Raw genomic sequence first — 12,533 nt, forward strand, 5'->3', positions numbered from 1 at the left:
ACCATGAAATATTGATTCCCTTAAACAAATTTGCCGCTAGCATATCATTCATATTAGTAATGTGATTTGTGCTTTGTTTTGTTATTAATATTGAATTAATAATTTGTTTATTTACCGCAGGTTGTAAACTTTGATTTTATCACTGTTGCATTAATGTATTTTTTTGTAATGTTAGAGTGATTTTTTAATAGGCGGAAGTATAACTTCCTACGACATTTATTCTAATATGATCATGGTGAGGTAAATCATAAGGATGAGATTAATGTAATTAACTGATTACATTGTGTTGCGTAGACTTACAAAAAAAGGTTGATATTCTTTTGACACCTCCAAGGAGTTCGTTCTATGCTATTTGTGTAATTAGGACTAATCTTATGAAATAAAGTTTCACAAATTGATTGGTTCTTATTATTAATGGTATTAGGTTTGCCTTTGCTTTGACTTATTTAATCACCATGATGGTGGATATGAACTATGGAGAGTTTCAAAATGTTTGAAGTGACAGAGAGTGTATCTAATTCCCGTAAAATTATTTTAATCACCCATCCGTCCGTGCAGGCAAACGCGTTTGCAAACTACCTCACTAATTTACTGTCAGTTTCTGTTGATGTTCATAACATCAATAAGCCCCTGGTACAGCGCCTGAGTAAGGGAACTGTGGTGTTGTTCGATATCGCGGTTTCTAACAAAAAGCTGAACGGTATTTGGCGTGACATTATTCGTGCTCAGTTCGACTCCCCACGTCTGCTGATTATTAATAGCGCGCAGAAGTATGAATTATACGAAATGGCGCAGTGGCCTGCATTGTATGGCGTATTCCGTCACGACGATGAAGAATCGCGCTTAATTGAGGGCGTCAAAGCGGTGTTAAACGGCGAACAGACGGCTGAATTGAGCGTGATGCACCCGGCAATGTACGCAGTAGAACAAACCCCTGATACGAATGATAGCGTGCCGCTGACTGAGCGTGAATGCGAAATTCTGAACGAGTTACGCCATGGTGCAACCAATATGGATATTGCTCGTGCCTTGTTCATCAGTGAAAATACCGTGCGTACCCACCTGTATAATGTTTTCCGTAAACTCAGCGTGAAAAACAGAACTCAGGCGGTAAGCTGGGCGAACGAAAATCTGCGCCACTAATCGATAAACCATACCTGATAAAACACGCATTTCAGGACGGCGGTAAGCGCGAACTGATTTAAGTCAGTGATTCGAGTAAACGACTACCGCCAAGGTATATGCAATTTGCAATATGACGAGCGTAGTTATGTTGGCGAGTTCCCGGGAGGTTATTCCCGGGGCCGTCTGCCTAGAATCCCTGCTCGAAGAAGCTTTCCAGAATCACCACGGCAGATGCAGAGTCTACGCTGCCTTTGTCCAGCGCACGGAATCCACCGCGTTCAAACAACCCTGCGCGAGCCTCTACGGTACTCAATCTTTCGTCATGCAGCGTAATCGCCACGCCAAAGCGGCCATGAATTTTATTGGCAAAATTGCGTGCCCGGGCAGTTAACGGTTGCTCTGTGCCATCCATATTCAGCGGCAGACCCACGATCACCGATTCTGGCTGCCACTCTTTGAGCAGACGGCCAATAATATTCCAGTCCGGCGTACCGTCCTGTGCCTTGATAGCCGCCAGCGGGCGCGCCGTACCGGTAATGCGTTGGCCGATGGCCACGCCAATGCTGCGCGTGCCAAAGTCGAATGCCAGCAGTGTTCCACTCATTATGCGTGCCCCGCAGTGCCTGACATGGTCAGGATATTGATACCAATAAGCTTCGCCGCATCTTTCCAGCGATCGCTAATAGGCGTTTTAAACAGAATATTCAGATCGGCCGGGGCGGTAAGCCAGGCGTTATCGAGGATCTCTTGCTCAAGCTGCCCTTTTTCCCAGGATGCGTATCCCAGAGCAACCAGTACGTCCGACGGTTGACGTTCGGTACCCAGCGTTTCCAGTACGTCGCGTGATGTCGTGACAATGGTGTTGTCAGAGATGCGGATGCTGGAGGAGAACGCTGCCGGAGGCGTATGCACGATAAAACCGCGATCTTCTGCCAGTGGGCCACCCAGCATGACCGGTTTATCCAGACGGATAGACGGATCGCGAGGGTCTGGCGTGATCTTCAGTTTTTCGAGGATCCCTTCGATCTGCAAATTATCCAGCGGTTTATTGATGATGATCCCCATTGCACCGTCATCGTTATATTCGCAGATATAGACCACGGAACGACGGAAGATAGGATCCTGAAGGGTTGGCATAGCAATGAGAAAGTGATGCTGTAAATTCATTATCAGAGGTTCTTGTCCTGTTTCAAAAAGCAGCAGCGCCCAGTATGAGGGGAAAGCGCACTGCTGTCACCAGGCTTGCCCGCTTGCTCAATGACTCAGGTGCCTGACTGGCGGCGGGTTCCCTCCCGCCGTTTAAATACAACGTCTTATTTTTGCAGACGTTTTTCGATAGCATCCATCAACATACCGGTGATGGAAATCGGATATTCCGCTTCGATTTCACGCACGCAGGTTGGGCTGGTGACGTTAATTTCTGTCAGGCGGTCGCCGATGATATCGAGGCCAACGAAGATCAAGCCTTTTGCTTTCAGCGTCGGGCCGACTTTACGGGCGATAGCCCAATCGCTTTCGCTTAACGGACGCGGCTCACCGCGACCACCGGCGGCCAGGTTGCCGCGCGTTTCGCCGCCCTGCGGGATACGGGCCAGGCAGTAAGGCACCGGCTCGCCGTCAATGACCAGCACGCGTTTGTCGCCATCTTTGATAGCCGGCAGGTAGTTTTGCGCCATGCAATAGCGACTACCCAGCTCGGTCAGTGTTTCAGCAATCACACCGATATTCGGATCGCCTTCCTTCACGCGGAAGATAGACGCGCCGCCCATACCATCCAGCGGTTTCATAATGATGTCGCCGTGTTTTTCCCAGAACGCTTTCAGCTGTGCTTTATTACGCGTCACCAGCGTTTCCGGCGTCAGGTCGGAGAACCATGCGGTGAACAGCTTCTCGTTACAGTCGCGCAGGCTCTGCGGCTTGTTGACGATAAGCGTACCTTGCTCTTCTGCGCGCTCAAGAATATAGGTCGCGTAGATAAATTCAGTATCGAACGGCGGATCTTTACGCATCAAAACAACGTCGAGATCGGCCAGCTTAATATCCTGCTCGCTGCCGAACTCGTACCATTTGTCGTAGTTCTGCTCAACGCTCAGCAGACGCGTTCGGGCGTGCGACACGCCGTTTTCCAGATACAGGTCATTCATCTCCATATAGTGGAGTTCGTAACCGCGACGCTGTGCTTCCAGCAGCATAGCGAAGCTGGTGTCTTTCTTGATGTTGATGCTTGCGATGGGATCCATCACGATGCCGAGCTTGATCATTATTGTTCTCCTTTAACCCAAATCGCCAAAGCGCACCTGCAGTGCGGTGATGGCGGTGAGTGCGGTAGTCTCTGTGCGCAAAACGCGAGGCCCCAACAGAATATCAGTAAACTGGTAGCGTGCGGTCATGGCAATTTCATCCGCTGACAGGCCGCCTTCTGGGCCAATCAGTAACCTTACACGTTCCACCGGCTGCGGCAGGGTGTTAATGCTGGCGCTGGCGCGTGGATGCAGATTCAGTTTCAGCGCATCATCCTGTTCAGCGCACCACGCTTCGACGTCCATTGCCGGGCGAATCTCCGGTACGACGTTGCGGCCACACTGCTCGCAGGCAGCAATGGCAATTTTTTGCCACTGCTGGAGCTTCTTATTCAGACGCTCGGCATCCAGTTTAACCCCGCAGCGCTCAGAAAAAAGTGGCGTAATGAGGCTTACACCCAGTTCTATCGATTTCTGGATAGTGAATTCCATTTTGTCGCCCCGCGACATCACCTGACCCAGATGAATATGCACCGGAGATTCACGGTCATCCGTCTCGCCGCGCTGGATCTCGACCATCACATTTTTCTTGCTGGCATCGGTAATGACGGCTTCAAAAACCTGATTGCTGCCGTCGAATAGCTGAATCGCCTGGCCCTTACCCATGCGCAGGACACGGCCAACGTGGTTAGCGGCATCCTCGCACAGGGGGATCTGCGTGCCGACGGTTATCGATTCCGGGTGGTAGATGCGGGGGATACGCATAGTCTGAATTCCATCTGTAGCTATGCCCTCAACTTATGAAGAGGGCAGGGAAAATGAACGATTGCCGCTAGTGTATACGTAAAATCATGCAAGATGCATCAAGGCGGCAAGAGAGTACATCCCGATGAGCTTATTTAGGTAAGTGATTCGGCAGCCGCCGCCGAGGCCGCCTGAAGGATAACGTCTATTGGGTTAGCTCTTTTGCGCCTGACAAGCCTGCTGGACATAAGGATTGTGATTGCCCTGTACTTTGGCGATACGCTCGTCTCGCTGACACTCCCAGCTGCTGACCGGATACATTTTATTCCAGGCGTTGAACAGCTGAGTTTGCTGGCGGGAAAGGGTCAGGCTGTAGCGGTCGCGCATATAGAAGTAAATGCGGGCAATCGCCCCGCGCGAACGTTCCGGTGGCTCGGCAACTTTGGCTTTGAAATCGACCTTCATGCCGCACTGGCCGTACTGACCTTCGCCACCATTCCACTGGCTGTACATGAAATTAGCTCGGTCACCGTTAACCTCGCCGACGGCGGGCTGCAGGTTATGCATATCGCTTTCTATTTTGCGATACTCCGGATCTTTGGCGCAGTTTTTTCTGCCGCCGTCCTGCCAGCACTGACGCTGATGGCCAAACTGCCATGCCGGTACCACGTGTTCCCATTCGACACGGCTGGCGCGGTTTTCGTTTTTACGCACTTTATAGCCGCAGGATTCCAGATCGATAACGCCTTTCTTACCCTGCCAGTTGATTTTACAGCCGCAGTAAAAGTCGCCGGGAACGTCATTATTGACCTTCACGCCCGCTGCTTTAGCCTGGGAAAAATTATTGATGCCTTCGGCTAATGCCTGGCCTGAAAGCGCCGTCGCCAGGAACGCGGCGGCAAAAGACAATTTACGGTACATCACGAACTCCATCTCAAAACGAGCCCGCAACGTAACGAATGTGGTTGTCAGATGCAATCAGTTAGAACGGAAAACTTCCTGAAATTTCCAATGGTTACATTTCTGCAACTAATGGCTCGCCGCAGTGAACGCAGCGGTAGGTGGCTTCACCGCGCAGTACACGGTTATGGCGACGGACGGTGAGCTGATGTAGTTGGCAGCGGCAGCGATAGGGGAAGGTTTGGCGGCGCACGGATTCCAGCTCAAACTGATGCGTACGGCGAGCGGGTACGCCGAGTACGCTCTCCATCATCCATTTCCACTCTTTACCGTGTGGCGGCACACGGCCAAAGTGCTTCCATACCAGTAGATGCGCCAGCTCGTGTGGCACCACTTCATCAATAAACGCCTGCTGATTCTCCTGCAATAGCACCGGATTGAGGCGGATTTCATACTGCTGAAGCCACGCGGTGCCGGCTGAGGTGCCGCGCTGTTGATAAACCAGCTTCGGTTCCGGGTAGTTTCGGCCCAGCGCAAGGTTGGCCTGGGCGAGTTTTTCCCGCAGGCTGCGCATAACGTTTTGCTGGATGGCGATAGGAATTCGAGGGCTTTTCATAACGGCTGAGGATAAAACGTGAGGCGGGGTGGTGCAAGGGGAAGCTTCCTCCCGCAGGAGGAAGCGTCATTCAGGGTTAGTCGCGAGCGCCAATTTCGCGCAGCGGACGGCCCTTCATCAGGTTACGTTCAATGTGTTCCAGAGAGACGTTTTTGGTTTCTGGAATCAGCCACAGGGTCAGGAAGATGAACAGCACGTTCAGGCCGCCGTAAACCCAGAAGGTATTGGCGCTGCCCAGCGAGTTCAGCATCGTCAGGAAGGTCGCGCCGACTATCATGTTGGCAATCCAGTTGGTGGCGGTCGAGCAGGTGATACCAAAATCACGGCCTTTCAGCGGCTGGATTTCAGAACACAGAACCCAAATCAGCGGACCGGCGCTCATTGCAAAACCGACGATGAACATCAGCAGCATCAGAACCGCAATGTACTGCGCGGCGGCAGAGTGAATGCCAATGTGCATCATGCTGCCCAGTACGCCCATGCCGACGGCCATGACGATAAAGCCGAGAATAAGCGTTGGTTTACGGCCCCAGCGGTCAACCAGACCGATAGCGATAAAGGTCGCCAGCACGTTGGTTAAACCAACGATAACCGTTCCCCACATCTGCTCGGTGGTGTTGATGTAACCCGCCAGTTCGAAAATCTTCGGCGCGTAGTACATGATGACGTTCATCCCGGTGAACTGCTGCATCACCTGCAACAGAATGCCGAGGAACACCGCGCGGCGGAAGTTGCTGTTCTCTTTAAACAGCGCCCAGCCGCTCTGTTTTACCTTCAGGCTTTCACGGATTTCGTCCAGTTCACGTTTGGCTTCGGCGCTGGTATCACGCAGACGCAGCAGCACGCGCTCAGCATCGTTGAAGCGACGTTTGGCGGCGAACCAACGCGGGCTGTCCGGCAGGAAAATGACGCCAATCAGCAGCAGGATTGCAGGGATGATGATAACCCCCAGCATCCAGCGCCATGCGCCGCTGTAGCTGAATGCGGTATCGGACAGGTAGGCGCCGAGAATACCGATGGTGATCATCAGCTGGTACATAGAGATCATGCTGCCGCGAATTTTCTCCGGGGCAATCTCAGACAGGTACAGCGGGGCGGTGTAGGACGCCACGCCGACGGCCAGACCCAGCAGCACGCGGGACACCAGCAGTACTTCGACGTTTGGCGCGGCGGCAGAGAACAGGGAGCCGGCAACAAACAGGATCGCGCCGATCATCAGGCTTTTCTTACGACCCAAACGGAAGGAGAGCCAGCCGCTGCCGACGGCACCCACCGCAGCACCGAACATCATGGAGCTCACCACCCACTCTTGCGTATGTGCACTGAGCTGGAAATCGGTAGTAATAAAGGGCAATGCACCGGCAATAACGCCGATATCAAGGCCGAACAGCAGTCCGGCCAGAGCGGCTAAAAAACAGACAAAGAAGGTCATTGTCTTGTTAGAGCGACCCTGTTTTTTGTTGTTAGGCATAATGCCCTCCAGTTGAGTCATTGATTTTGTAGATGCTTAGGGTAGGAGAGTACGAAGTAAAAAAATGTGATAACAATCACGACTGTGTAATCGGTTACACTACGGTTTTGGTTAAAATTAAGTTAAAACACAATGAAATCAAATGTATTTGTCTATTTTTACCAGGTGATAAAAGCAAATAATGAGAATTAACTGAAACACAACGCATAAAGATGAAAAGGCGTTTCAGTGCGACGTGGAGGGGCTTTGTCCACGCCATTTTAATTATGTAATCGCTTTCATCAATTTGTGTGGAAGTGTAAATTAATACGTAGATGGGGAATAGGCAGGCATAAAAAAGCCAGCGCGAGGCTGGCTTTTATCGAGGAGGCGGGACTTATTTCAGGCCAGCGGCTTCGCGCAGCTGGGCTGCTTTGTCGGTTTTTTCCCATGGGAAATGTTCGCGACCGAAGTGACCGTATGCTGCCGTCTCTTTGTAGATTGGGTGCAGCAGGTCCAGCATCTGAATCAGGCCGTATGGACGCAGGTCGAAGAACTCGCGTACCAGCAGGGTCAGCTGTTCAGTTGGCACTTTTTCGGTGCCAAAGGTTTCAACCATGATGGAGGTTGGCTCTGCCACGCCGATAGCGTAGGAAACCTGAATTTCACAACGGTCAGCCAGGCCAGCAGCAACGATGTTCTTCGCCACATAACGTGCGGCGTACGCTGCGGAACGGTCAACTTTAGAAGGATCTTTACCGGAGAATGCACCGCCACCGTGACGAGCCATGCCGCCGTAGGTATCAACGATGATTTTACGACCGGTCAGACCGCAGTCACCCATTGGGCCACCGATAACGAAACGGCCGGTTGGGTTGATGAAGAATTTGGTCGATGCGTTCAGCCACTCGGTTGGCAGAACTGGCTTGATAATCTCTTCCATCACCGCTTCCTGCAGCGATTTCTGATCGATGCTTTCAGCGTGCTGGGTAGACAGAACCACGGCGTCAATACCAACAACTTTGCCGTCGTCGTACTGGAAGGTCACCTGGCTTTTCGCATCCGGACGCAGCCACGGCAGGGTGCCGTTTTTACGCACTTCAGCCTGACGCTGCACCAGACGGTGTGCGTAGGTGATTGGCGCTGGCATCAGCACGTCGGTTTCGTTGGTTGCATAGCCAAACATCAGGCCCTGGTCGCCAGCACCCTGTTCCAGCGGGTCAGCGCGGTCAACGCCCTGGTTGATGTCCGGAGACTGTTTACCGATAGCGCTCAGTACCGCACAGGAGTTGGCATCAAAGCCCATATCCGAATGCACATAGCCAATTTCGCGAACGGTTTGACGGGTGATCTCTTCGATATCAACCCATGCGCTGGTGGTGATTTCACCGCCGACCAGCACCATACCGGTTTTGACGTAGGTTTCGCACGCTACGCGGGCTTTAGGATCCTGCTCGAGGATCGCGTCCAGCACGGCGTCAGAAATTTGGTCCGCAATTTTGTCAGGATGCCCTTCGGATACAGACTCGGACGTAAAAAGGTGTTTTGCCATATTTAATATCACCCAATAGGAATTTGGTTAGCTCGAACTGTCGTGCTGCATAGTCACGATGGAGGATTCTACCACGGACTTGTACGTTGCTGTCACTGGCAGTCTGAGTGTTAATCGGTATAGATGGATTAACATCTGGACGGCTATTTTAGGTCACATCTTCATCCCATTGCCAGTTTTTTTTGAGATGCCTCTCATTCTGCTGCTCAATGGAATGGAAATTTTTCCTGACACTGTCGTCAACGTACACATTTATGTTTTGCTTTTTTCCTGCCTTATGGGTATAAAACGCCGCGCGCGGCTCATACCAATAAGCACACGTCATTTTCTACGTGTCGCCACTTCCAGCCGGGCTAAAACTTTTGCTTTGGCTTGTTGGTTCGTCCTTTTATCTATGTGGGGCGACCGTGGAGGTGATACGAGATAATGAACCGTTGTATTCTGCCGATTTTGTCGTGCCGTTCTGGCGCGGACATACTCCCCGCAACCCCCATTTCTGCTTTGCATACCAGCCGATGTTATACCCATTTCGGCGCTTCTCAGGACTCCAGAGCCGGTAGGTAACTGAAGACTGAACAAGGGCGCTCTTGCTGCGGCAAGGGTTTTCTCGTGGTTTCGCTGAACCGTCATACCAGGTTCAGGTGCGTGTTTTACAATGATATGAATAAGAAACCGGTCGCACAGTCGGTGCGTCAGCATGTTCTGCTGGCTAATCCGTCTGTTTATGGGTTGTTATCGCAACGTTACGCTGCGATAGTAGTTAACTGTTTTACACTTGTTACAAATAATTGAGGTTCGCTATGTCTGACGACATTTCATTGGATTCGCTTTCGTCAGCAGGCGAACGCGGTGTACTACGTTCCATGCAGGAGGTTGCGATGAGCTCCCAGGAAGCCAGCAAAATGCTACGCACATACAACATTGCCTGGTGGGGCAATAACTACTACGACGTCAACGAGCTTGGCCACATCAGCGTCTGTCCGGACCCTGATGTTCCGGACGCCCGCGTTGATCTTGCTGAGCTGGTTAAGGCCCGTGAAGCGCAGGGGCAACGTCTGCCTGCGCTGTTCTGCTTCCCGCAGATCCTGCAGCATCGTCTGCGCTCGATTAACGCGGCGTTTAAACGCGCGCGTGAATCCTATGGCTATAAAGGCGACTACTTCCTCGTCTACCCAATCAAGGTGAACCAGCATCGCCGCGTTATCGAATCGCTGATCCACTCCGGTGAACCGCTGGGGCTGGAAGCCGGCTCGAAAGCCGAGCTGATGGCCGTGCTGGCGCATGCGGGCATGACGCGTAGCGTGATTGTCTGTAACGGCTATAAAGACCGTGAATACATTCGTCTGGCGCTGGTCGGCGAGAAGATGGGTCATAAGGTCTATCTGGTCATCGAAAAAATGTCAGAAATCGCCATCGTGCTGGAAGAAGCCGAGCGTCTGAACGTGGTTCCTCGTCTGGGCGTGCGTGCGCGTCTGGCATCCCAAGGCTCCGGTAAGTGGCAGTCTTCCGGCGGTGAAAAATCCAAGTTTGGCCTGGCGGCCAACCAGGTGCTGCAACTGGTCGAAATTCTGCGTGAACGCGGTCGTCTGGACAGCATTCAACTGCTGCACTTCCACCTCGGTTCGCAGATGGCCAACATTCGCGATATCGCCACCGGCGTGCGCGAATCCGCCCGTTTCTACGTTGAACTGCATAAACTGGGTGTGAATATTCAGTGCTTCGACGTCGGCGGCGGTCTGGGCGTGGACTATGAAGGTACGCGTTCGCAGTCTGACTGCTCCGTGAACTACGGCCTGAATGAATACGCGAATAACATCATTTGGGCGATTGGCGATGCCTGTGAAGAACATGGCCTGCCGCACCCAACGGTGATCACCGAGTCCGGCCGTGCGGTAACCGCGCACCATACGGTGCTGGTTTCTAACATTATCGGCGTTGAACGTAGCGAAAACACCGAGGCCACGCCTCCGGCTGAAGACGCGCCACGTGCCCTGCAAAGCATGTGGGAAACCTGGCAGGAGATGCATGAGCCGGGTACTCGTCGCTCACTGCGCGAATGGCTGCACGACAGCCAGATGGATCTGCACGATATTCATGTCGGCTACTCTTCAGGCACCTTTAGCCTGCAGGAACGAGCGTGGGCGGAACAGCTCTATCTGAACATGTGCCATGAAGTGCAAAAGCAGCTCGACCCGAGCAACCGCGCGCACCGTCCGATTATCGACGAGCTGCAGGAGCGTATGGCGGATAAGATTTACGTCAACTTCTCCCTGTTCCAGTCGATGCCGGATGCGTGGGGTATCGATCAGCTGTTCCCGGTGATGCCGCTGGAAGGGCTGAATCAGGCGCCAGAACGTCGTGCGGTGCTGCTGGATATCACCTGTGACTCCGATGGCGCTATCGATCATTATGTCGATGGTGACGGTATTGCCACCACGATGCCGATGCCGGAATACGACGTCGATAACCCGCCGATGCTGGGCTTCTTTATGGTCGGCGCGTATCAGGAAATCCTCGGCAACATGCACAACCTGTTCGGTGATACCGAAGCGGTGGACGTGTTTGTCTTCCCTGACGGCAGCGTGGAAGTGGAGCTGTCCGATGAAGGGGATACCGTGGCGGATATGCTGCAGTACGTACAGCTCGATCCGAACACGCTGTTAACCCAGTTCCGCGACCAGGTGAAAAACACCGATCTGGACGCCGAACTGCAGCAGCAGTTCCTGGAAGAGTTTGAAGCCGGGCTGTACGGCTATACTTATCTCGAAGACGAGTAAGTTGACGGAGCCGTCACCCTAACGCTCTCCCTCAAGAGAGGGGACAGGGTGAGGGGACAAGCGCAAGATACCTGATGCGCTTGTATCCGCACAAAATAACGGCGATAATTCGCCCATATAAGCAGTTACCCAAATCAATCCCTTCCTCGTCGGGCCTAACGACGCGGAGGGGATTTTTTTTAGCATGATTTTACAAGAGGTCAGCACATGAGCACCTTAGGTCATCAATACGACAACTCCCTGGTTTCCAACGCGTTTGGTTTTTTACGTCTGCCGATGAACTTCCAGCCGTACGACAGCGACGCGGATTGGGTGATTACCGGCGTACCGTTTGATATGGCGACCTCCGGTCGCGCCGGTGGCCGTCACGGCCCGGCGGCGATCCGTCAGGTTTCCACCAACCTGGCCTGGGAGCACAACCGCTTCCCGTGGAACTTCGACATGCGTGAACGCCTGAACGTGGTTGACTGCGGCGACCTGGTTTACGCTTTCGGCGATGCCCGTGAAATGAGCGAAAAACTGCAGGCGCACGCGGAAAAACTGCTGGCGGCCGGTAAGCGCATGCTCTCCTTCGGCGGCGACCACTTTGTGACCCTGCCGCTGCTGCGCGCGCACGCCAAGCATTTTGGCAAAATGGCTCTGGTGCACTTTGATGCCCACACCGACACCTATGCTAACGGCTGCGAATTTGACCACGGCACCATGTTCTTCACCGCGCCAAACGAAGGTCTGATTGACCCTAATCACTCGGTGCAGATTGGTATTCGTACCGAGTTCGATAAAGACAACGGCTTCACCGTGCTCGACGCCTGCCAGGTTAACGATCGCGGCGTGGACGATATCATCGCGCAGGTTAAGCAGATTGTTGGCGATATGCCGGTTTACCTGACCTTCGATATCGACTGCCTGGATCCGGCGTTTGCACCGGGTACCGGTACGCCGGTGATCGGCGGTCTGACCTCCGATCGCGCGATTAAACTGGTGCGTGGCCTCAAAGATCTCAACATCGTCGGTATGGACGTGGTTGAAGTCGCTCCGGCCTACGACCAGTCAGAGATAACTGCGCTGGCCGCTGCGACCCTGGCGCTGGAAATGCTCTATATCCAGGCGGCGAAAAAAGGCGAATAAG

The 12,533-nt window shown here is 52.9% G+C and carries 13 protein-coding genes; 5 read left to right on the forward strand and 8 right to left on the reverse strand.

Features of this window, described 5'->3' with window-relative positions:
* The first annotated feature begins 489 nt into the window (after nt 1–489).
* Nucleotides 490–1,143 (forward strand): LuxR C-terminal-related transcriptional regulator, encoded by a 654-nt coding sequence (locus LZ634_RS14635; RefSeq protein ID WP_234506579.1) that lies wholly within the window; start codon nt 490–492, stop codon nt 1,141–1,143.
* 169 nt (nt 1,144–1,312) lie between these two features.
* Here LZ634_RS14635 and ruvX read toward each other — a convergent pair whose 3' ends face one another.
* From ruvX to metK, 8 genes are all read right to left on the reverse strand, one after another.
* Entirely contained in the window at nt 1,313–1,729 is a 417-nt protein-coding gene (gene ruvX / locus LZ634_RS14640) for a Holliday junction resolvase RuvX (RefSeq protein ID WP_234506582.1), read from the reverse strand.
* Nucleotides 1,729–2,292: a YqgE/AlgH family protein gene (locus tag LZ634_RS14645; protein ID WP_234506584.1), complete on the reverse strand. Its 564-nt coding sequence runs from the start codon at nt 2,290–2,292 to the stop codon at nt 1,729–1,731. The genes ruvX and LZ634_RS14645 overlap by 1 nt, the downstream gene beginning before the upstream one ends.
* A gap of 146 nt (nt 2,293–2,438) precedes the next feature.
* Entirely contained in the window at nt 2,439–3,386 is a 948-nt protein-coding gene (gene gshB / locus LZ634_RS14650; RefSeq protein ID WP_234506587.1) for a glutathione synthase, read from the reverse strand.
* A gap of 12 nt (nt 3,387–3,398) precedes the next feature.
* Entirely contained in the window at nt 3,399–4,130 is a 732-nt protein-coding gene (rsmE, locus tag LZ634_RS14655; RefSeq protein WP_234506589.1) for a 16S rRNA (uracil(1498)-N(3))-methyltransferase, read from the reverse strand.
* A gap of 192 nt (nt 4,131–4,322) precedes the next feature.
* Nucleotides 4,323–5,030, reverse strand: coding sequence for a deoxyribonuclease I (gene endA, locus LZ634_RS14660; protein ID WP_234506592.1), 708 nt, complete (start codon nt 5,028–5,030; stop codon nt 4,323–4,325).
* A 94-nt stretch (nt 5,031–5,124) separates the two neighbouring features.
* Complete coding sequence (locus tag LZ634_RS14665) at nt 5,125–5,625, reverse strand: SprT family zinc-dependent metalloprotease (RefSeq protein ID WP_234506596.1); 501 nt, start codon at nt 5,623–5,625, stop codon at nt 5,125–5,127.
* A 76-nt stretch (nt 5,626–5,701) separates the two neighbouring features.
* The gene (locus LZ634_RS14670) at nt 5,702–7,096 is read right to left on the reverse strand and encodes a sugar porter family MFS transporter (RefSeq protein WP_234506599.1); all 1,395 of its coding nucleotides are present in this window, start codon (nt 7,094–7,096) and stop codon (nt 5,702–5,704) included.
* A 376-nt stretch (nt 7,097–7,472) separates the two neighbouring features.
* Complete coding sequence (metK, locus tag LZ634_RS14675) at nt 7,473–8,627, reverse strand: methionine adenosyltransferase (RefSeq protein WP_234506601.1); 1,155 nt, start codon at nt 8,625–8,627, stop codon at nt 7,473–7,475.
* Nucleotides 8,628–9,053: 426 nt separating this feature from the next.
* Here metK and LZ634_RS22675 point away from each other — a divergent pair, with 426 nt between their 5' ends.
* From LZ634_RS22675 to speB, 4 genes are all read left to right on the forward strand, one after another.
* Nucleotides 9,054–9,191 (forward strand): hypothetical protein, encoded by a 138-nt coding sequence (locus LZ634_RS22675; RefSeq protein ID WP_320673461.1) that lies wholly within the window; start codon nt 9,054–9,056, stop codon nt 9,189–9,191.
* A 96-nt stretch (nt 9,192–9,287) separates the two neighbouring features.
* Nucleotides 9,288–9,419 (forward strand): acid stress response protein YqgB, encoded by a 132-nt coding sequence (gene yqgB, locus LZ634_RS14680; protein ID WP_234506738.1) that lies wholly within the window; start codon nt 9,288–9,290, stop codon nt 9,417–9,419.
* Between the two features lie 8 nt (nt 9,420–9,427).
* Nucleotides 9,428–11,404 carry a biosynthetic arginine decarboxylase gene (gene speA, locus LZ634_RS14685; RefSeq protein ID WP_072129034.1) on the forward strand — a complete coding sequence of 659 codons (1,977 nt, stop codon included), beginning with the start codon at nt 9,428–9,430 and terminating at the stop codon, nt 11,402–11,404.
* A gap of 207 nt (nt 11,405–11,611) precedes the next feature.
* Nucleotides 11,612–12,532 (forward strand): agmatinase, encoded by a 921-nt coding sequence (gene speB / locus LZ634_RS14690; protein ID WP_025757725.1) that lies wholly within the window; start codon nt 11,612–11,614, stop codon nt 12,530–12,532.
* Nucleotide 12,533: the final 1 nt, after the last annotated feature.

The sequence above is a fragment of the Kluyvera intermedia genome, assembly GCF_021440345.1.
Classification (GTDB): Bacteria; Pseudomonadota; Gammaproteobacteria; order Enterobacterales; family Enterobacteriaceae; genus Kluyvera; species Kluyvera intermedia_A.